The organism is Labilibaculum sp. DW002, from assembly GCF_029029525.1.
Taxonomy (GTDB): domain Bacteria; phylum Bacteroidota; class Bacteroidia; order Bacteroidales; family Marinifilaceae; genus Paralabilibaculum; species Paralabilibaculum antarcticum.
Map to the genome: position 1 here is coordinate 1,663,161 of NZ_JAKJSC010000001.1, position 22,913 is coordinate 1,686,073.

A 22,913-nucleotide genomic window follows, 5' to 3' on the forward strand; every position below is an offset into this window, starting at 1 on the left:
ATTTTAGTTTTTAATGATTTGTCTTGATTCTAGATACCTAACTGTTTCGCTAGTAGTCAGAGGATTCGTGATATTGCCTGTTCTCAAATAAAAAATTGTACGGGAATTTTCATTTAGATAAATTGGCCGCATAGATGGCTGAATGACCACGATACATATTTCCTTTTTATTTATATTGTGGAATGAAATGTTTAATAAAGCACAAATATTTTTCCCAAAAGTATTTGAGACCAAAGTAATAAGCCTCTGTTGAAAACCATCTTTATCATTCTTCTTTAATGAAAAGTAGTCATTATCGAGACCCAACAATTCCCCAAAATCATTCACTCCAATCAGTAATGTCCCCCCTTTGGCATTTAAAAATCCTGCAATTGATTTCATTATAACCATTTCCAGATTCTTATTTGTTTTAACCTGTCGATAATCATGTCTTAAAGAAGACTTGAATTCAACAAACTCGCTTTCACCTTCTTTTATGAGTACGGGAATACTCTGCTCCAGCAACTTCCTTTTTCCGTGCAACAGACCATCTTTTCTTCTCAGTGATTTGTAGTATAACCCCGATCCTAAACCAATTAAGGCTCCCAGAAAAGAAAAAGCAATTGACATTCCAATCATATGAAAGCTAAAAGCATGCATTATACTTTCAGTAGTCACCTTTCCCAGATTTCTCAAACTATACTCCGCTCCATTTGTATCGAACCAATAAATAACCATACTTATTGGATGCAGAATAAAAAAGCCAATTAACAGTCCAATCAACGAGTGGATTAGTAACTCTCTATTTCGAATTTGGAGATTTGCACCTTTAATAATATTCATGACCAACTATTTTTAAATTGCAATTTTGGAAGGAACAGTTGCTCGTTCCCTCATATCGACCTCATTACTTAATGGTTTCCTTCACTTCTCCACATCCTAGCATCATTTCTCCAAAATATGGGTTTTGAATTTCTTCAGAATTACTGAACCAATAAGCTCCTTTATCGCCATTAGCCATCGGACAAAACTGATAGTATGTCGTTACTTTATCCAAACCAAAAGACTTTACACTTTTGTATAATGCTTGGTTAAAAGGTGCGAAGGCAGTTCTTTGCTTATCAATATTCTTTTCTCCTACTATTGTTATTAATTTAGATTCGAGCACTTTCAAATCGGCCATCCAAGCCATATGGGCATCACCTTTTAATAAATCCATGTTGATCGTTTTCAATTTTGGCAACAAAGCGTCAGCTGCAGATTTAACCTGAACAGGATCAGATGTTACAAAAGCTTTGGTCAAGGATAGATAATCATTGTAAAAGCTCGTTAACTGCTTTTTGAATTTGCTATCCACATCAAAACTTTTCATTTTGTGTTGAGAATGATCCGTTGCTACATCACCATGATTGTGTCCTGTAGGAGCAGCTCCTCCACCAGGATTCATCATACTTGGAAGGCCTATTAATTGAGATGCTGCATCAATTTTGAAAACGCCATTAATTGCAATTTCTTCATGTTCCTGCAAACCTTCACTGACTACGAAAAATGATCCGGCTTCTGGTCCCAAAATAACTTCCCGATACAAAAAAGATGGTGTCTCCCTATTCGGAACTTTCACATAAACCACAGCTCTTTTACCTGTCCAGAGAATAGCTGATTTTGGAATTAGTATTTTGTTCGAAGTTTCGGCAGTTTTAGAAGTCACAATACCATTCACGAACATTTCAGGTTTAAGCTGTTGGTTTTTATTGGACACCTCTGCTCTTACTTTTGCAACTCTTGTGCTACCATTAATAAATGGATCGATATAGGTAACCTTAGCTTCATAATTCTTACCAGGTATCGCTTGAACGGTAAACTCTACCTTATCATTAATTTTCACCCAGGGCAAATCACTTTCGTAAGCATCCAACATCACCCAAAGTTTAGATAGATCAACCACCTTGAATAGTTTTGTTCCTTCCTTCACATAATCGCCAATTGCAACATGTCGCATGGTAACTGTCCCTGAGATTGGAGAAAGCATATCAAAATATAACATAGGTTCTCCTTTCTTTTCAATTTCTTCAATTTGCTCGTCTGTAAGATCCCACAATTTAAGTTTCCCCCTAGATGCTTGATAAAGTGATGGACGTGAAGATTTAAAACTAATTGCCTCTAACAATTCTCGTTGTGCTGTCACTAAATTTGGAGAATAAATAGTAGCTAGTTTTTCCCCTTTACGCACAGTTTGTCCTGTGAAATTGACAAATAATTTCTCAATTCTCCCTCCAAAGCGAGCTGTTAATTCAGATACGTTTCTTTCATCTGCATGAATTTTACCTTGCAAACGAACTGACTTTTCAGGAACTCCAAATTGAACCATCATGGTTTGAATATCCGCCAATTTAGCTGCAGATTCAGACATAACAATTTCATTCGGATCAACATCATCACCTGATGATTGCGTTGTCGTAAGAGGAATTAAATCCATAGCACAAATTGGACACTTACCTGGCTTATCCTGCTTAATCTGAGGGTGCATTGAACAAGTCCAGGTAGTTGGATCTTCTGATTCATGATTATGTCCTTCGTGCCCTTCAATACCATTTGAAGGTGTTACGGTTTTATCAGATGATCCTGAAAATAAGAGTCCAAGAAGAACTCCAATTACTAAAACGGCAATTACTAATTTGTAATTATCTTTTATATTGTTGATTATTTTTTTCATAACAGAACGATTTATTTACCCATTAAGTAGTTGATGAATGCAATTGCAGCTTGTTTATCTGCTCTGGCTTTTTCCAGCTCCAAATTGTATTTTAGAACCTTTCTTTCCATTCTTAAAATTTCTTCGAAATTCTTGTTCCCTGTTGCATAATCGGTTTCCAACAGATTTAAAGATTTATTAGCCAATTCTAACTGAGCGATGTACAAAGCAATTCTTCTATGTCCATCTTTATAATCTTTCCATGAATTTTCGAATATGGATTCCAACATGTTTAATGTATTGGCTTTGTCCATCTCTTTGGCGGTTTCCAGCAAAACAACTTCATTAATCATTGCTTTGTATTTGTTCCGGTAAAGAGGAACTGTAATCCCAATTTTTGGAAAAATAAAGGCATCTTTTCCTGCCAAATTATTATCTCCCTTTCCGACAATGGTATAATCAAAACCCAAATTAAAACTAGGTTTGCCTTGCTTGTCGGCCAATACTTTTCTGTATTTTAAAGACTCCTGCTGAAGCGCAATTCCCAGCAATTTGTGATTGTTACTTTTCACAGAATCCAACAAAACTTCTTTTGCAAAAGGAATGTCATCTTCCCACAAAACGTCAGGAGTAATCACCATATTTGATTTATCAGCATTTAAGAGCTTATTAAAAGCAACCTCCAATACCTGCTGCTTATCTGTTAAAAGGTCTAATTGATTTTGCAAATCACCAATTTCCATTTCAATTCGATACTCATCAACAGCAGAAACCAAACCTGCCTCTACTTTAATAATAGCCAACTTTCGAAATGCACTTAGAATCTCAAGATTCTCCATCGTTACCGAAATGGCTTTCTTATTGAAATAGATATTGTAATAATTTGCACTGATATCACTAAATAGTTTTGACTTGGCATCCTGAAAAACCTCATATTTAGCCTTAGCATTCCCAATGGCACTATTTTCTTTTGCCCTTAAAGTTCCAAACCAAGGAAACATCTGAGAAGCAGAAAATTTAAATTCCTGAGGGCCCATCCTCGTTTCTATCGGCTTGATAAAATAGGCAAATGCCACTTGTGGGTCAGGCAAGGCCTTTACCTGAGGTGCTACCTCTAAAGCCGCCATATATTCCTTAAATCTGGCTTGCAATCCAGGATTATTTTCTGCTCCTGTTTTCAAGTAAGCTGACAGTTCCTGTTGGCCAAAAACAACAGAGGAAGTCAAAAGAAACAGGACTGTGATAATTATATTTACTTTTCTCATGATACTATTCCTTTAGTTTTTTTAACTCCTTCTTCACTTTCGATTCCTGCCACATACTATAAAGTACAGGAACCACCAACATGGTTAATACCTCAATGGTCATTCCTCCAAATAATGGAATTGCCATTGGAATCATGATATCCGAACCTTTTCCTGTTGAAGTGAGTACAGGTAACAGTGCGATGATGGTCGTAGCGGTCGTCATAATGGCCGGACGCACTCTTTTTGAACCCGCTTCGATAATCAGTTCTCGAACTTCCTTAACAGATTTGGCAGGTTTTTTATCCTGCAATTGCTTGATATAAGTACTGATCAAGACCCCATCGTCAGTTGCTACACCAAAGAGAGCGATAAAACCAACCCAAACGGCGACACTCAAGTTTATAGTTTGTACCTGAAACAAGTCCCTAAAATTCATACCTGCCAAAGAAAAATCTAAGAACCAGGTCTGACCATAAAACCAAAGCATAATAAAGCCTCCTGATAAGGCAACGATAATACCTGTAAAGATTAATGAGGTAGAAATAACCGATCGGAATTGGAAATACAGAATCAAGAAAATGATCATTAGTGATACCGGAACTACAATCATTAAACGTTTAGTCGCTCTAATCTGATTCTCATAATTACCTGTAAAGACATAAGAGACACCTGCTGGCAATACAAATTCACCAGATTCAAGTTTTTCATTCAGATACTCCTGTGCATTCTCTACCACATCAATTTCAGCAAAGCCTTCTTTTTTGTCGAAAATCACATAACCTACAAGAAAAGTATTCTCACTTTTAATTAACTGCGGCCCTCTGATGTAATTAATTTCAACCAATTCTCCCAAGGGAATTTGAGCTCCACCTGCTGCGGGAATCAATATCTTTTTTAAATCTTCTGGATTATCTCGATATTCTCTTGCATAGCGTAATCGAACCGGGAATCGTTCTCTACCTTCTACCGTAGTTGTCAATTGCATTCCTCCAATAGCACTGCTTAATACCGATTGTAAACTCTTAATTGAAATGCCATAGCGCGCAATGGCATCCCGATCAATCTCCATTTCCAGATAAGGCTTACCTACTACTCTATCAGCAAAAACCGACATGCCATTCACACCTTCAACATGTTTAAGTTGTTTCTCTAATTCGAAGCCCACCTTTTCAATACTTTCCAAGTCAGGACCAAAAACTTTAATTCCCATTGGCGCGCGCATACCGGTTTGTAGCATCACCAATCGAGTTTGAATAGGTTGTAACTTTGGAGCTGAAGTCAGACCTGGTATCGTTGCATTGCTGATGATCTCATCCCAAATATCATTGGGTGATTTTATCTCATCTCGCCACTGACGGAAATATTCACCATTCTTATCATCACTAAGTTTTCTTTAGGAACCAAACGAAAGCCATCTTCTTTGGGATTATAAATAGAACCATCTTTTAATATAAAAGCATTCTCCTCGTTGACTTTAAAACGCATTTTATGTCCGTCTTCATTTAGAATGTATTCCGGCTTGTAATTAATGACATTCTCGTACATAGAGGTTGGTGCCGGATCGAGTGCTGAATTTACACGTCCCCATTTCCCAACTACAGATTCAACTTCAGGAATGTTATTTAGTTTTTTATCAAGGATTGCAATCACTTCCAGATTTTCAGCGATACCCGAATGAGGCATGGTTGTTGGCATCAGTAGAAATGAGCCTTCATCCAAAGAAGGCATAAATTCTTTTCCAATACCTGGTAATTTTTCATCCAAATTCTGATAAAGAGCTGTTTCTTTTACAAAATTAGGCGCAAAACCAAATATCTTATCAAAACCTTGCCAGCTAGTGATTCCAAATAGAACAATCAGAATTGGCAAACTCATAAATTTCCATTTGTTATTCAAACACCAATTTAAAATTCTTGGGTAGAAATAACCACGAGCGACAACGCTCCTAAAACTATTGACACTAAGGCGATTACAAATAAGAAGTTTGCAAACAAGCTATTTTGTGCTCCTAAAGGCAACCAGGCCTTTGTTAGGAAAAAGACTACTACCACAACCGTAATTGCGATATTGATTAGATTCACCCATGATTTTTTCGACTCACTCCACTTATCCGCAAACAAACCATTTAAACCATAAGCAACCAAAGCCAACGCGATATAGTTCCCTGAAACAATAGACAAGACGATACCTGCCACAATAATCAGGCTATTCCAAATTTTAGAATATTTGTTTTTATCAAAACGAATTGAAAAAATCAGGTGAGCCAGAGTTGGAATAATAATAAGTCCAATCAAAAGGGCCGCAAGCATGGTAAAAGTTTTTGTAAAAGCAAGTGGTCTAAAGAGTTTTCCTTCGGCTGCCTCCATTGCAAATACAGGCAGAAAACTTACTATAGTAGTTGTTAAGGCTGTCATAACTGCACCTGCAACTTCAGTTGTAGCGGTATAAATAATTTCCAAAAGTTTTTTGCCTTTAGCTCCAATATTTTCAACCGCTTCGGCATGCCGAATGATATTCTCCGTAAAAACAATCCCCACATCCACCATGACACCAATCGCAATAGCAATACCTGAAAGGGCCACAATATTGGCATCGACACCAAACTGACGCATGGTAATAAAGGTGATTAAAACCCCTAATGGCAATAAAGAAGATATAAGAAATGAAGCCCTCAGATTCATCACCAAAACAATCACAATCAGGATACTAATCAAAACCTCTAAGGATATAGCCTCTTCAAGGGTTCCCAGTGTTTCTTTAATTAGTCCGGTGCGATCGTAGAAAGGTACTATTGTTACTTTCGAAACTGTCCCATCATCTAAGGTCTTAGTAGGTAGACCTGGAGTAATTTCTGCAATCTTCGCTTTTAAATTATCAATTGCCTCCAAAGGATTGGCACCATAACGAGCCACAACCACACCACCAACGGCTTCCGCTCCACCTTTATCAAGACCACCACGACGCGTTGCAGGACCAAAATTGATTTTAGCGATATCCTTCAATCGTATCGGCACATTATTACGAACTGTTACAACTGACTTTTCAAGATCTTCTAGATTTTTTATATAGCCCAAGGCTCTCACCAGGTATTCCACGCGATTGAACTCAAGGGTACGAGCACCAACATCAAGGTTACTGTTTTTTACAGCAGCCATAATCTGAGCCACATTCACACCGTGTGCTCTCATGGCATGAGGATCTATATCAATTTGATATTCCTTTACAAAACCACCAATTGATGCCACTTCGGCAACACCTTCTGCAGCTGTTAGGGCATAACGAACTTGAAAGTCCTGAAGACTTCTTAGTTCATGCGGATCCCAACCACCAGCAGGATTTCCCTCTTTATCTCGACCTTCGAGAGTATACCAGTAAATCTGGCCCAAAGCTGTGGCATCAGGACCTAAAGCTGGAGCGACATCGTCTGGCAAAGTACCTGATTGAAGCGAGTTTAATTTCTCTAAAATTCGAGTTCTACTCCAATAAAACTCCACTTCCTCATCGAATATGATATAGATACTCGACAGACCAAAAATGGAGTTACTACGAATGGTTTTCACACCAGGTATTCCCAATAGTGAAGTTGTTAATGGATAAGATATCTGATCTTCGATATCTTGAGGCGAACGGCCTGGCCATTCAGTATATACAATTTGTTGATTTTCTCCAATATCAGGAATAGCATCAACAGGTACTGGATCTTTTGGTAAAATACCTAGTATCCCATCCAAAAGGTGAATTGATAACACCCCATGATATGAAAATTAGCACCAAAAAAGTAACCAGTTTATTCTCAAGGAAAAAACGGATAAATTTATTCAGCATAGTTATTCAATTATGATTTTATTACTCAACTATAAATTACCTGACATGTCAGAAACTATAAGGCATAGTTGTCTTAACGCATCTTATAAAGATAAGTTACAAATCATAATCTGTAAGTCTGCAAACTTGAAAGTACGGTTTGAATTTTGGGAGGTGGCATTGTGTTTCTCAAGGAATACACTTTAGCCATAATTGGATCTTCTACCTTAATCAGCTCAATTAAAATTGGCAATACAATTTCAAATTGAGTAAAATCAAAGGTATATGATGAAATTGAAAAATCATTTTCAATTTTAATCGTATAAGCCTCGTCATGGCAACATCCTTCAGGATTTTCACAACAAGATTGAGTTACTGATAAAAAAGACACATCTTTTACATTACCACCACAATAATGCGTGGAGATAGTAACACCTGTTGTTACAACAAATATTACCAGAGCTAATAATGTATGACCGAATCTTTTTAGCATTTGAGATAATTTATAAGGCAAATTTAAAAATAGTTTACACAAGGGGTGTGTACAATTTTAAAAAAGATGTGCATAATTTCAAGTGTCGAAGAATTTTAAATTTCATTAATTGGATTTCTACCTGTTTTTTTATTATCACTGAACTCACTAGGTGTCAATCCAGTTATGGACTTGAATTGCTTGGAAAAATGCTGACTAGAACTGTAATTTAATTGATAAGCAATTTCACTAATACTTAATTCTTCATAGAAAAGTAATTCCTTCGCTTTCTCTATTTTTTGAAGAATTAGATACTTTTCAATTGTGGTTCCTTCAATTTCTGAGAACAACTTACTTAAAGAAGAATAACTCCTCCCAATGGCATTTGAGAGGTGATTAGTAATATTTCCAATTTGTTCTGAGCTTTCCCTATGATGTACAACTTTTATTATTTCATTCTTTATCTGCTCAATTAATTGGGCTTTTTTATCGTTCAAAAACTCAAATCCCATCTCCTTTAATGCCATTTTAAGATCATTGTGCTCTAATTCGTTTATTGTATTCTTAAAAAGAACAGTACCAAGTTCAATCTTAAGATACTGAATATTCAATTTTTCGAGAACATCTTTTACCGCAGTTATGCATCGAGGGCACACCATGTTCTTAATACTAATTTGTTTCATAAAATCTAAAGTAAGAAAAAACTTTTCAAATCTATTTTTAAATAATTATTCGGATCAACTCAAAGGAGTTAATTCTATCTTATATTTATTACAAGGTTTAACTCTAAATATTCTACCCATAAAATATTATTGCGATTTAAAAATTAAGAAAAGCTGAACAAATTCTTTAATCAAAGAATTAAGCCAACATAAATAAGATAGAAGGATTGCATTAAAATTAATTCTTTACATAGTAGTTTGATGGCAATAAAAACAAAAAGTCAATAATTTACAACACAGCCTATAATTATCTGTTTTTCACTTGCGATTCATTTTAGATATTTTGTATCCTATTCATACATCTGATGTACCCGTTTAGATATTTGTATTTCTGACAATTAGAGGTGTTTCAAAAGTGATTCTCCTAATGTTTTATATTTAAAATATTGTTCAAAATAAAATAGTTTGCATCAAACCTTTACAATTCTATCCTAATTTTTATCTTTTCAAATGAAAATTCACGATTACTTCTTCAATCTCACCGACCGTTATTTGTTTTACTTTGGCATTAAGTTTTTCGTTCCACACTTTTAAGTTGTATACACCAGGGGGTACATTCTCAATAATAAACTCACCCTCCTCGTTGGTAATGGCAAAAAAAGGATTCTGCAATACAATTACATAGGCCTCCATTTCCGGGTGAACATTGCAAAGGAGGACAGAAACGCACTCAATTTTATCATATTTCACAGATCGTACTTCACCTTTCTTCCATGTCCCCAGATTGAATTTATTGACACAAGAATCAGGTGAGAACACATTGTGTAATACATCGTCGCTGTTCAAAAAATCAACAGTAGAGCCTACCACTATTGGGAGAATTTTGGGTAAAAATTGTAATTCCTTTTGGTTCATTACTGGATTTTCTTCCGGCAGATCAAAATGAGTATCTACATTCTCAATGTAGACAACTGTATTAATTTTATATTTCTCTTTACCTGGGTCTGTCTTTACTTCCCCAATAATAGTTTGAGAAGCCAAAAGGCCAGGCAAAAATAAGACAGCTATAAACAAACAGATTCTTTTTAATATTTTCATTTTTAAAATTTATTGGTTACGCATGTTTTAAGGTATCTACAGAATATTAATCAAAAGGCAAAATCCAATCCAAGAGCAAAATAATCAAGCTCTTGATCATCGGGATCCAAACTAGTTTCCATAAAGAACTTTACATTGGCTACCACCAGCGCACTTACATGCGGAACGACCCTTTTTATAGAACTCCCTTCATTTGGATTAGCCTGTTCATATCGAACAAGACCAATTAACCAAGGATAGAACATGTAACTAGCCTCCCCAAAAAAGAGATTGTATTTCGTTGTCAATTCTCCTCCATCCTTTCCGCCAATTACTCCTCCAATCAAATTGAACTGATTGATAATGATATTGAAATCAACTCCAATACGATGAAAGTTAAAACCAATCGTATCGCTAATAGTTCCACTCCCCCTGTAAGCAAAGGTTCCAAGGGTTAAGGAAATCTCCTTATCGATTGGAACACTCTCTTTTACACTCCCATCAAACGCCATTCCACCTATTTTATAACTCAAGCGACTATAGAAATCCCTCTCATTATTAACATCATGCTGCACACCACTTCCATTAATAATTCCCCCGACATATCTCACACGAGGGGTAAGTAATCCACTAAATTCCATACCCAATTGAAAATTCTCAATGCCGAAAGGCACTTGTTCATGGATATAGGCTCCAACAAACTCATTTCCCTGCGAAGGGGCATATGTGTTAAAAGCATAAGTAGTCTGGGTGAGACCTCTATGGTTTGAACTAAAGGGAACCATTTCTGGAATAAACTGACCAACTCTAACTGATAGTGCCTTTTCGGGTAAAAAGCCATTAAGCAAGTTACTAAACCGAATAAAAAAACGATCGATATTCCCGGTTTTTCCATCTTCGTACAAATGAGCCCCTAAAAATAATGAGATGTCTTTACCCATAGTATTTGCCGCCAGGAATTGAAGGCTAGGTAAACCAAATTCAGATACTATATCTCCAGTTTCGTCACGCATTCCATCGAATGAGGTTTTTCCTCTTAACGAAATTGGTGATTTAGCTGGAATCGAATTGGGCCATACTGCATCAGGCCATATTTTTTTATATGATTCGGCTCCAAGAATTACCCTTTCTTCCTTAATATTTTCTTGTTCTCCTTTTGGAAACTGATAACCATTCATTCGGAAAGTTTCGCCAAAAGGTGTTAGTTTAGGATAAACTGAGTGACAAGTGATACAACTTGTTTTATATTTTCTGGAAAAAGAAGGTATTGCCTCTCCTTTTTCTGGTAACAGAATACTGGCTAGCATCAGCAATAGTGTAACAAATTTTATCTTCATAATCCTTTAATTTGCAGATTTCTATATAATGTAACGCGAACACAATGTAATGCACTATACATGTCGGATACAGGATCAGTTTACTATTTTTACACTTTTTTTATTAAAAAAAATGGATCATTTCACATCTCACTTTTCTTTGTATTCGTTTGGATTAATATCATTTTTTTTCAGCATTCTGTGAATGGTCCTTCTATCAACGCCTGCAATTCTTGCTGCTTCAGAAATTTTACCATAGGCAGCTTCGAGTAAACGATGGAGGAATTGCTTTTCAAACATTTCAATGGTATTTTTCCTGGCTTCACTTAAAACCAAGGAGGGAAATTCCAACTGGCACTCCTCTTTTACAGAATAATAAGAATTCAAAACTGATTTCTCAATTACCTCTCCTTTTGTCATTACAACTGCCCGTTCAGCAATATTTTCAAGCTCACGAACATTACCCGGATAGTTGTGCTTGTATATGAAATCATATACATCACTAGAAATTCCGGTGATTTCCTTATTCTGTCGTGTGGAATATTTTCGTATAAAATAGTCAAAAAGGAGAGGAATATCAGATGCCCTGTCTCGTAATGGAGGAACATTAATATACATTACATTCAACCTGTAGAACAAATCCTTTCTGAAATTCCCTTTTGCAACTTCGTGTTCGAGATTTCTATTGGAAGAAGCTATGAAACGTGTTTTTACTTGGATTAGCTGGTTGCCACCAACTCGATAGAATTCTCGTTCCTGCAATACCCTTAAAAGTTTAACCTGCAACTCTTTCGTTATCTCACTGATTTCATCCAAAAATATTGTGCCTGAGCCTGCCGCTTCCAACTTACCTATTCTTCTTTCTACGGCTCCAGTGAACGCACCCTTTTCATAGCCGAAGAGTTCACTTTCCAACAGACTTTCCGAGAAAACTGAACAATTAACTCCAACAAAAGGTTGATCTTTATGGCTCCCATTGTTATGAATTGCGCGTGCAACCAACTCCTTTCCTGTGCCACTCTCACCGGTAACTAATACATTAAGTGTATTGGGTGCAGTGGTAACTGCTCCAATCACTTTAAATACTTCATGCATACCAGAATGTTGACCAATGAGTTCCCGGTCATTGACTTTACCAGGTTGTTGGCTCTCTAGTTCCTTAATTTTTTTTCTAAGAGAAACCATCTCGATAGCTCTTTGCGTAATAACAAAAATCTTATCGATATCAAGAGGTTTTGTCAGGTATTCGTATGCTCCTAACTGTATGGATTTTATGGCTGTATTCATAGTCCCACAACCAGTAATTACCACTATGGGTATCGTGATGTTGTTTTGTTTTAAAAGTCGAATCACCTCAAGACCATTCAATTCTGGCATATCAACATCTAAAAAGATCAGGTCCGGATTTTCATTCTCAATCATGGTAAGAGCCTCTTTTCCTGTTCCAGCCTGATGAACAATAGCGGATTGCGTCTCAAAAGTTTTTTTAAACGCATAGCGAATATTTTTATCGTCATCAGCAATTAATATAGATTTCCCTTTAAGTTTCATTGCTCTTATTTTTTAAAAATGGGTAAATAAATTGAAAAACAGGTGCCCTTAGAATACTCAGAACGAACCCTAAGTACCCCGCCATGTTGATTGGCAACTCTTTTTACTTGTGGCAATCCTAGACCTGTCCCATTTCTTTTAGTGGTAAAAAAGGGATCAAAAATTCTATCGATAAGTTCCTGAGGAATCCCTACTCCATTATCCTCTACCTCTATACAAATTACTTCTTCTCCCTTGGAAATAAGAATTTCATTTACCTCTACTCTGAAATCTCTTTCATCGTGGATATTTATTTCCTGTAAGTCCATCATCTGTTCCTGTAGCTTTTCTTTACGCGAAATCACCCTAATGATACCACTGTTTTCAATTGCCTGAAATCCATTTAAAATCAAATTAATTATGGCCTCTTTTACCTGATTTTCATCCACATTCAAAGATGGGAGTTGTTCATCCAAATGAATTTGAATTTCAGCTTTATCTTTTTGCATTTGATGACGAACAAATTTTACACAAAAATCAAGTATTTGATTAATATCCCGTTTTTCTTTCATTGGCAATGGAGGACGAGCAAAAACCAACAAATTATTTACAACACTCTCCAATTTTTTTGTGGAGTCAAGGGCTACTTCAACGGATTCTGTATCCTTAAGCTCTTCATTTCTTTGGATCAACTGTAAAATCATGCTTACAGAAGTAAGAGAGTTTCTTACCTCATGGGCAATTACGACAGCTAACTCACCTGTAACGGCAAATTTCTCACTTTTAATCAATTTGTCTTGAAGATTTTTCTTTCTGGTGTTATCCGTAATTATTGCCAAAACACTCTCCCCTATTCCGTTTTTATAAATAGGGATCAAAACATGTTCGAGGTATTTTTTTTCACCATTATCTTTTGGGTGAACCCAGGCTGCAGTCTTAAATTCACCAGTTTGAAAAAGTTGGTTCAGCATACCACTTTCCAAATCTTGATGACAATCGATAGCATCACAATATTCCGTACCCACCAGACCGTTTATAGGTTGATCCAGAATTGTAGTTAGCACAGAACTGGCTGAAAGTATGAATCCATTTTTATCTAGCATAAGAATTCCATTAGGAATATTATCGAGAATTGTCTGTAACTTATTCTTTTCTGTTTCAAGTTCGGAGGTTCGCAATTTCACTTTCTTTTTGAGCATATCCTGATGCATACTAATCTCTATCTCTCTTTTCTCCAAGGATTGGGCCATCACATTGAATTGCCTTGCCAAATCCGCTATCTCATCGTGTGTTTCAACCTCGACACGTGAGGAATAATTGCCCCTAGAAATGAATTTAGCTTTTTCTATTAAATTTCTGATTGGGTGCACAAACTGCTTCGTGGCTAATAACGCCAAAAGAAAGGAAATGAGCACAAATCCACTAAGAAGAGAAGCAAAGAGGAAAAACTGAGATCTGATTTCTGAAAAAATCACGTTCTTTGAGATTGCAATCAGAAGGTTGTATTTTTGCTCAAACTCTGAATCTGTTTCAAATACGCGAGCACTCCCCACAAGTATGGAGTCGAAATCAAAAATGCTATCTTGAACGTTTAAAAATATTTTCTTAGTAAAATTCTGCCCATAATCAACTTTAAGATTTGATTGTTCTTTAAAAGCAGAAAGCTTATTCCAAGAATCCTTATAATCTGAATGATAGACGTAATACCCATGATCATCTACCAACATTATTTTCCGTGGGAAAAGGTTTTTTGAACTCTCTATGATTCTATAAAAGCTATCGGCCTTGATATGGATAATTAGTGCTCCATTGAAATCCGATTGCTGAATATGGTAAATACAGCAAATGGTTTGAATAGGTGTCGAACTTTTTATAGGAATTATTTCTGCAGGACTAAAGGTCGCCGTATTGGGTTCAATCTGTTGGGCGACATAGAGGTAATACCTGCTCCCTCCCTGGTTGAGATCAATAGGCGGAACAAGATGATATGACGCATTTTGCTGGACTACCTGAAACAATTCTTCTCCCTCAAAATCTATCAGTTTAATTTGATAGAACATATCTTTTTGTCGGGTAAAAGTTAGTACCTCCGGAAGTAATGATTTTACCAATTCATGTCGTTGGACGCCTTTCTCCCTATTGTATTGCTGAGTAAAGGTTTCAAATGCATTCGAAGCAGTTAAAAAGTATATATTCTCTTCCAAACCATAAAAAAAATGCTCCAACTCACCCTTAATCTCTTTCAATTCATTGTTAAGATCATTCGTTGCAATTTCTCGTTGCAATCGAAGATTGGAATGAATTCCCCAGATACCAAAGATAATAATTGGCAACAATGATAAAGTAATAAATGCTACAACAAATTTGTCCCGAATATTGATATGGAGTATTTTATTAAAATTAATCATGCACGATGCTTTCTTCAACTAAAAGTACGAAAATCATACAGATATTGAAAATATTAATCCCGCAGTTGGAAACTTCAAAACATTATCATTTTGATACTTACTGAAAAGGTGAGCCTTTTTCTTCTCAAAGCTACTTTTACACAAAAAAATATAATATTTTAACACATGCAAAAATCGCTTTTACAGCCTTGCTAACTAAAAAATAAATGTTGTGTGTTCATAATAAATCACCTATTTCTGTTTCGATTGACTTTCGCAATTTAAACATGAGATAGCTAATACATCGCGGAAATTGGTTGCAAAATTTAATCCTAAAAAAGACAGAAAATACTGTTTACAAGACTTTATTAGCATCCATAATTTTACCAAAATCGTGTTCACATTCCATTCATTTTCGATATTACCAAGTTGAATTTACCCTTTTTTGTTCTAATCAATTGGTTAGATTCTATATTTTCAAAGAGTATACCACACTCTATTCCTATAAGATCCCGAAGGTTCTTTTCAATTGCATTTAAATCTGCTCTAGAAAAACCCTTGTCAGGAATCAGATTCACAAGGATTTCATCCTTCCGCTTCTGTATAATTTGCGCTGCCAATAGTCTTTTTATTTTCTTAAAGGCCAAATCCAATCGTCCAATTCGATGACCATTTTTCAGAACAATGTAATCGTCATCTCGTCCTTCAATTGCCTGTACTATAAATTCCTCTTTACAATTAGGGGCTAATTTAATAATATCATCTACCTTATAGCGAATTAAAGGAAAAGCCGAATTAATTAAGCTTGTAGTAATTAAATGATTATTTTCAACTTCAACATGAGAATATAATGGAAGCTCCCGATACAAGGAATCTTGACACTGACCTAAAGCAACTGTTCTTTCGGCATTGCCATACCAGTCAAAAATTTTGGTGTTCAGTACTTTTTCAATGATTTCTTTTTGAAAATTATGCAATACTTCTGATGATGTAAATGCTATAGGAATACGCAATTCCTTCCCCGATTTATAGAGCTCGGTTGCCAATATGTGCATGGAACTTGGATATGCTCTTATCACTTTCGGCTGAAATTCTTTTATAATTTTATAATATTCATCTATCCTGTCTTTTTTCAAATGAAAGCTTGACATATACAGTACATTATTGATTTTATCGTGATATGATAAAATTTTGCGATCTAGATTACCTCGTAGTGAGACTACCGGATCACCTAACTTATATCCGTGCATGTTTTGAAAAAAATGAACATATGCATTTTCTTTTATTGTGGAAGCAAAATCACGATAAACCTTAAGAGGTGTTCCGGATGTGCCGCTTGAATATGCTTTAAAAGAGGTAAACTTAGATTTAGTAAGAAAATCTTCACCAAACTCCTTCACATCTGATTTGGTTACTATAGGTATTTTTGAGATATCCAATAAATCTCGAATTGATTGTAGACCTAAGCCATGCTTTTGATAAAAATCCTTGTAAAAAGCAGAATTCTCGAACGCATTTCGATATTGCTTGACAAATTCCAGGTTTTTGAGTTCATAAAGCTCCTCTTTTGAACAATTATTTAATTCAATTATTCGTTGAAGTTCTTTTTCAAAACCATTGCCAAATTTTATCTTACGCGTTATTAAATCTTTTATATAACGATATGTCATAGCCGATATCTTATAAGCAATAATTAATTATAATATGTCAATTTTTCTTTCATGTTAGTTCGTACCCAAAAAGTAAATTAGTCGAATCTCACATGAAGAAAACTCACGCATTTTTTGTAGCTCTTCACGCTTTCTTTTAGAGAGCTTGAAGAAAATTTCATCTTCATACAGAAAGCTTCTACAAAATGTATTCATATTGAGTACACAGAATGACAGGTACTATAACTTATTTTGTATTTTCTGGAAAAAAGAAATTGTTTCTCCCCTTTTTGGTAACAGAATACCAAGTAGAAAAATATACACTACAAATTATGATTCCATAGTTCTCTTTATTTTAGCGAAAGTATAAAATCAATAAATGTGCCAAGAAAACTATAAACTGCTGTGTTGCATTATACATCATAGATACAGGATCATCTTCCGTTTTATGTACCCTTTATATTATAACAAAATGAGACATGTGGTGTCGCAGTATAGACCATTTTATGTCTCATTTTTCTTTGCATTGGCTCAGATTAATATTGTTTTTAGCAGCATTCTGAGAATGGATCCTCTATCACCGCCTGTACCCCTTGTCACTTTAGAAATTTTGCCATGGGCAACTTTCAGTAAGTGATGAAGGCATTGGCTTTCAAAAATTTCCATGGTATTAACCTTGGCTATGCAAACCTAAGGGAATAGTTATGCTTGTATATGAAGTTACACACACACTGGAAATTTCGGTGATTTCTTTATCCTGCCGAATGGAATATTTCCGGACAAAATAGTCGAACAGGAAAGGTAAATCACATGTCCTGTATCGTAAGAGTGATTTAGGTGAGATCATGTTGGAAACCAGAGATCGAGTTAGTTTACTTAGGTTTAAGTAAAGGAATTACAGGTATGCATCGAATTTTATTACGTTAATTTACAGGAATCTTTTACATATCATATTTTGCATGTATTAAATTACAATTAAGCAAAACAATTTTAATATGAATTACGTCTATTTAAGAATAAGTATGGACAAACAATCAGACGAAAATCAACGGTTCGAAATATTGAAGTACTGTGATTCTAAAAAGATCCTAATTGATGTTTTGGCTGAGAAGAGATAGACAAACCATACATTATATTCTAAATTACATGAAAGAATCCTTGATGAATTATCACTAAGAACATGAATTGTTGTTCCTCAATGAAACCAGGGGTGGCTTGCATGTATTTTACAAACACACTATTCCTAACAACATACACAAATCGATAGCATCATGTAAGGATAAAATGTGCGATGGGAAGTATTTAGGAAGAGTTGATCTTCTCGCTCGAAATTATCGTATATTTATAATGGAAAGTCAACAGAAATATATTTACCATTTCTTTAAATAATATTACAGATATTGATTCAATTCTGCTATTGTAGTATTCATATCCCTCTCCATCTCAAGTAAATTTTTTACACCTTTATAATAAATGGAAAGTTCAAGAATAGAATAAAACTCTAGGATATCAGGGGTCAAAACATATATGTGGCCCCAGCAGAACCCAAAACGAAAAACATTAAAACTTGAACACTAATAACTTAGTGGTGGTTTAGCGTTTTAATGTCCCCCTTATTTGTCCTCCACTAAGTTTTAGGTGGTTAAGTATTTTCAACGGTTGGTATTTGAAAAGTAGGCGATTTCGAAGCACTTATCTTTCAAGTTACAAAGAGGTTATGTTTTACCTTAGTTCTTTATTAGCAACTGGGCGTTCATCTCCATGCGCTGTTAATCAATCACTTAAATACTCAATAATGCCTTTTCAAACTGCACAAACCTATCCACGAAGCACAAATTTATTTTATTTTTTTGTGGGCTGGACAAAATGCCCTGTGGGCAAACTGGGTTGACAATTCTTTGAGCAATCTTTATGATAACACTCCATTTCTTTATTGATATTTTTCAATTCCTTACCGCTTCATTGTTAAATTCGTAAAAAAAAAGTGATAGAATTAATAATAATGGAATGAAATTATATATAAAAGTTCATACAACGAACTTAAGACTTAACAACAGTTTTTACCTTTCTGAATCGATGGACATTTCACCGTTCCATAAGAACAATACACGCAACAATCACCATGCTTTGGTTTTAAAATTACATGGCAATTTTCACATTCATAAAAGAACTGACATGAATCTGATGGCATGGGTTCTTCTTTTTTATATCCACAATCAGGACAGGTAATCACCGATTTTGATATTATCTTCATATTTATTTACTATTTATGTTAATGCAAAAACTTCTGTTACTTCCCTTTTAGAACGCGTGTAGCATTTAATATCGCGATCAACGCTACCCCCATATCTCCGAATACCGCTTCCCACATGGTGGCAATTCCGAATACACCCAGGACGATAAAGGCAAGCTTAACCCCCAATGCAAAGATGATGTTCTGCCAAACAATTTTTCTGGTCCTGGTGGCTACATCTATTGCAGTAACAACTTTTGAAGGAGAGTCCGTCATTAAAACAACATCGGCGGTTTCAATTGCAGCATCAGAACCGAGGGCACCCATGGCAATTCCTACATCAGAACGAGTAAGTACAGGGGCATCGTTTATCCCATCGCCTACAAAAGCAACTTTTCCTCTCTTGTTCTCCTCGATTAAAATCTCAATATGCTTAACCTTATCTTCGGGCAATAGTTCATAATAGTATTTGTCAATCTTTAATTTTTTGGCAAAAGCTGCTGCGGCAAATTTGTTATCGCCTGTTAGCATTACCGTTTGGATATTTTTTGCTTTTAATTTTTCTATTGCTTCAATGGCATCATCTTTCAGGGTATCCGAAATAATTATATACCCGGCATAGATAGAATCAATAGCTATATGTACGACAGTTCCTTCGACATTGCAAACAGGATGCTCTATATTTTCTTTATGCAAAAGTTTGTCATTGCCTGCAAGTATTGTTTTACTGTCAATAACAGCTTTAATCCCATGTCCTGAAATTTCTTCGACATGTTTAATTCGTGCATGATCTGACTTATTGCCAAACGCATCTATAATTGATTTAGCTATTGGGTGATTTGAATTGTATTCAGCATAGGCTGCATATTCTAGTATTGTTTCTTCATCGAAACCGTTTGAAGGAGATATGCTTGCAACCTTGAATTCGCCTTTGGTTAATGTTCCTGTTTTATCAAACACCACCGTTTTCACTTGCGTTAGTGCATCCAGAAAGTTGGACCCTTTCACTAAAACACCCCTTCGGGAAGCCCCACCAATACCACCAAAGTAACCAAGCGGAATACTGATTACAAGTGCACAGGGACAAGAAATAACTAATACCACCAATGCCCTGTATATCCAATCACTATAAGTTGCTCCACTTATTAAAAGAGGAGGTACAACAGCAAGCAGAAAGGCACAAATCACAATTACCGGGGTGTAGTATTTAGCAAATGTAGTAATAAACTTTTCGGTCTCCGCCTTCTTGGAAGTTGCATTTTCAACCATCTCAAGAATTTTAGAGATGGAAGATTCCCCGAAAGGTCTTGAAACTTTTACGGTAATTAATCCGGATTGATTGATCATGCCCGCTAATACTTCATCGTTTAGTTTTACTTTTCGTGGGACACTTTCTCCGGTAAGTGCTGAAGTATCAACAAAGGAATCTCCTTCGACTACAAATCCGTCCAATGGAATTTTCTCACCCGCTTTTACAATTATAAGGGTAGCAACTTTCACATTTTCCGGAGATACCTTTTTGATGTCTCCATTTAATTTAAGATTCGCGAAATCCGGTTTTATTTCAAGAAGGGATTTTATTGATCTTCGGGACCGATTCACCGCAATGTCCTGAAACAATTCACCCACCACATAAAACAGCATGACGGCCACAGCTTCAGGCATTTCATCTATAGCAAAAGCACCTAGGGTTGCAATAGTCATTAAAAAATGCTCGTTAAAAACCTGTCCTCTGAGGATATTTTTCACAGCTAATGCAATAACTTTCCACCCCACAATCAAATAAGCTGTTACGAATATGAGATACTCCACAATTTGGTAAGGAGTATTGTGTATTTCTTCCTCAAATAACAGCCCTACAAACAGCAGAAGAATACCTGAAACCGCTTTAATTATAGCCCATTTGTTTTCTGAAAGCTCGCTTGTTGAAACAACTTTTATCTCATTATCGTTTTCCCTGATTTCGACTTCTGGCTCAATCTCTTTAATTTTACTTTTAACTTTTTCAAGATTGTTTGTATCTATTGTCAGGGAAGAGTTGACAAAATTGATATTCACAAAATTTACTTCCTCCAGGTTTGCTAGGTTGCGTTCTATTTTCGCAGCACAAGAAGCACAATCAAGGTTTTCTAATATATATTTTTTCATACCATTGTTTTACAGATTTTCTCAAATGAACGATAACTTGTGTAACAGCAGATTGCACACATTTTATAGCAACCTGCTGTCTTTTGGATGGTATTTTATATTGTTTGAAATCCTGTTTTAACACGGAATACACTTTCAACATTAGACACATATATTAATCCGTCTCCTGAATTGAGCGTTTTACCGTATTTTGAAATAATAGAAACAACATTTTCCACATTGTCATCATAGACTACTATTTCAATTTTAGCAATGGGACTATCAGTAACGGAAAACTTTTGGGATACAAATGCGTTTTCGTCTTGAAATTTCCCTGTTCCTTCAGCTGAAGAAATGGTTATATTTTCAAACCCGGCTTCTTTCAAATGATGTAAAATATCATTCACCTTGTTGGGACGTATAAATGCTTTTATTTCTTTCATAATTTTTGTTTTAATGGTCATGTTCTGTTTCTTCTTTGCCCATGTCTGCCAATAAATAGTATGCGGCATTCATTACTACTTTTGTGTTTTCAGGTAGTGAATCAATCAGGTGGATTTCTGTATAACCGTCATCTTTTAGCCCAGTGATAACCTCAATCATTTTAAAAGCCATTTTATCATCGTTGGCATCATCATCGTCAACATCACCATGTTCATGTCCTTCATGTGATTCTTCTTCGACATGATTTCCATTTTCTTCTGCGTGTTCATCATGCCCATGTTCTTCAAGAGCTTCATTATCTTGAATAAAAATGTATGATTTCGTTCCTTCCTTCACTATGGCATCATTGGGTAATGTGCGTGTATATTTCTTATCGGTGTGTAAATGACCTGAGATATACATTCCAGAAATAAGACCAGAGACTTTTTCATTTATATCGGCATGAATATGTACTGCCCTTGAATTGGCTTCAAACTCTTTTCCAATAGCAAAAACAGTAGCTGTTAATTCTTCATCAGGACGATTTGAAACTGTAAAATGAACTTTTTGACCTTCTTTTACAAGATGAACGTCTTTCTCATAAATCATAAAATCGGCGTGCATTTCACTGTTATCTGTAATAGCAAAAAGTTTGTCTTTGGCATCAACATAAGTACCAACTTTAATATTAACATCATTCACAAAACCATTAATGGGTGCTATGATATTTACTGTATTTGAAATAATTCCTTCTTCAATTTTATCAGGAGAAAGGTTTATCATTTGTAAACGAGATTTTAGTCCTGCGTACTTTGCTTTAGCTGTGTTGTATTCTGATTTTGCTTGTTGGTAATCTTTACCTGCACCAACATTATTTTCAAACAATTCTTGCTGACGTTCATACTCTTTTTCCAAGTATTCCAGTTTGTTTGCTACTTCCGAAAACTGTTCTTGAAGAATGATATAATCAGGATGTTCAAGCACGGCTAGTAGTTGCCCTTTGGATACTTTGTCTCCATGAAACACCTTGATGCTTTTTACATTTCCACCAATTATTGCAGTTACATCGGCACTGCTTGAAGGAGGAACTTCAAGTTGACCATTGGTTTTTACCACGGTGGTTAAATTCCGCATTAGGAAACTACCTAGTTTCAGGTTAAGTGCTTCACGTTGGTTCTTTTTTAACACAACCACACCTTCTGCGCCATGCTCTTCATGTTCTTCACCTTCATGACCTTTATTATTGCTTGAGTTACATGACATCAAACTTGCAATGGCTATAAATGCTATAAATATTTTTGTTTTCATTATATTT

General features: G+C 35.5%; 18 protein-coding genes. 1 reads left to right on the forward strand and 17 read right to left on the reverse strand.

The genetic code is table 11. From position 1 onward, the window contains the following. Positions 1-3 precede the first annotated feature (3 nt). The 13 genes from L3049_RS06310 to L3049_RS06370 form a co-directional block, all read right to left on the reverse strand. The gene (locus L3049_RS06310) at positions 4-822 is read right to left on the reverse strand and encodes an AlbA family DNA-binding domain-containing protein (protein ID WP_275108959.1); all 819 of its coding nucleotides are present in this window, start codon (positions 820-822) and stop codon (positions 4-6) included. A gap of 64 nt (positions 823-886) precedes the next feature. Continuing rightward, a complete protein-coding gene (locus tag L3049_RS06315; protein WP_275108960.1) occupies positions 887-2,692 on the reverse strand; it encodes an efflux RND transporter periplasmic adaptor subunit in 1,806 nt (601 codons plus the stop codon). A gap of 11 nt (positions 2,693-2,703) precedes the next feature. Next, positions 2,704-3,936, reverse strand: a complete 1,233-nt coding sequence (locus L3049_RS06320) for a TolC family protein (RefSeq protein ID WP_275108961.1) — start codon at positions 3,934-3,936, stop codon at positions 2,704-2,706. A gap of 4 nt (positions 3,937-3,940) precedes the next feature. Beyond that, the gene (locus tag L3049_RS06325) at positions 3,941-5,155 is read right to left on the reverse strand and encodes an efflux RND transporter permease subunit (protein ID WP_342753435.1); all 1,215 of its coding nucleotides are present in this window, start codon (positions 5,153-5,155) and stop codon (positions 3,941-3,943) included. A gap of 98 nt (positions 5,156-5,253) precedes the next feature. After that, the gene (locus tag L3049_RS06330; protein WP_275108962.1) at positions 5,254-5,793 is read right to left on the reverse strand and encodes an efflux RND transporter permease subunit; all 540 of its coding nucleotides are present in this window, start codon (positions 5,791-5,793) and stop codon (positions 5,254-5,256) included. 29 nt (positions 5,794-5,822) lie between these two features. Then, a complete protein-coding gene (locus L3049_RS06335; RefSeq protein ID WP_275108963.1) occupies positions 5,823-7,649 on the reverse strand; it encodes an efflux RND transporter permease subunit in 1,827 nt (608 codons plus the stop codon). Between the two features lie 197 nt (positions 7,650-7,846). Further along, positions 7,847-8,215: an HYC_CC_PP family protein gene (locus tag L3049_RS06340; protein WP_275108964.1), complete on the reverse strand. Its 369-nt coding sequence runs from the start codon at positions 8,213-8,215 to the stop codon at positions 7,847-7,849. 95 nt (positions 8,216-8,310) lie between these two features. Next, complete coding sequence (locus L3049_RS06345) at positions 8,311-8,877, reverse strand: helix-turn-helix domain-containing protein (RefSeq protein ID WP_275108965.1); 567 nt, start codon at positions 8,875-8,877, stop codon at positions 8,311-8,313. A 477-nt stretch (positions 8,878-9,354) separates the two neighbouring features. Beyond that, entirely contained in the window at positions 9,355-9,954 is a 600-nt protein-coding gene (locus tag L3049_RS06350; protein ID WP_275108966.1) for a carboxypeptidase regulatory-like domain-containing protein, read from the reverse strand. Between the two features lie 50 nt (positions 9,955-10,004). Further along, entirely contained in the window at positions 10,005-11,270 is a 1,266-nt protein-coding gene (locus L3049_RS06355) for a hypothetical protein (RefSeq protein WP_275108967.1), read from the reverse strand. A 129-nt stretch (positions 11,271-11,399) separates the two neighbouring features. Next, entirely contained in the window at positions 11,400-12,800 is a 1,401-nt protein-coding gene (locus tag L3049_RS06360; RefSeq protein ID WP_275108968.1) for a sigma-54-dependent transcriptional regulator, read from the reverse strand. Between the two features lie 5 nt (positions 12,801-12,805). After that, a complete protein-coding gene (locus L3049_RS06365) occupies positions 12,806-15,187 on the reverse strand; it encodes a PAS domain-containing sensor histidine kinase (protein WP_275108969.1) in 2,382 nt (793 codons plus the stop codon). 377 nt (positions 15,188-15,564) lie between these two features. Then, complete coding sequence (locus L3049_RS06370) at positions 15,565-16,836, reverse strand: phenylacetate--CoA ligase family protein (protein WP_275108970.1); 1,272 nt, start codon at positions 16,834-16,836, stop codon at positions 15,565-15,567. Positions 16,837-17,810: 974 nt separating this feature from the next. Between L3049_RS06370 and L3049_RS06375 the strand changes: the two genes are divergently transcribed. Beyond that, positions 17,811-17,933, forward strand: a complete 123-nt coding sequence (locus L3049_RS06375) for a hypothetical protein (protein WP_275108971.1) — start codon at positions 17,811-17,813, stop codon at positions 17,931-17,933. 929 nt (positions 17,934-18,862) lie between these two features. Here L3049_RS06375 and L3049_RS06380 read toward each other — a convergent pair. The 4 genes from L3049_RS06380 to L3049_RS06395 form a co-directional block, all read right to left on the reverse strand. Further along, positions 18,863-19,069: a GDCCVxC domain-containing (seleno)protein gene (locus L3049_RS06380; protein WP_275108972.1), complete on the reverse strand. Its 207-nt coding sequence runs from the start codon at positions 19,067-19,069 to the stop codon at positions 18,863-18,865. 36 nt (positions 19,070-19,105) lie between these two features. Further along, the gene (locus L3049_RS06385; protein ID WP_275108973.1) at positions 19,106-21,196 is read right to left on the reverse strand and encodes a heavy metal translocating P-type ATPase; all 2,091 of its coding nucleotides are present in this window, start codon (positions 21,194-21,196) and stop codon (positions 19,106-19,108) included. A gap of 95 nt (positions 21,197-21,291) precedes the next feature. Beyond that, positions 21,292-21,618: a P-II family nitrogen regulator gene (locus L3049_RS06390; protein WP_275108974.1), complete on the reverse strand. Its 327-nt coding sequence runs from the start codon at positions 21,616-21,618 to the stop codon at positions 21,292-21,294. 10 nt (positions 21,619-21,628) lie between these two features. Next, a complete protein-coding gene (locus tag L3049_RS06395; protein ID WP_275108975.1) occupies positions 21,629-22,906 on the reverse strand; it encodes an efflux RND transporter periplasmic adaptor subunit in 1,278 nt (425 codons plus the stop codon). Positions 22,907-22,913: the final 7 nt, after the last annotated feature.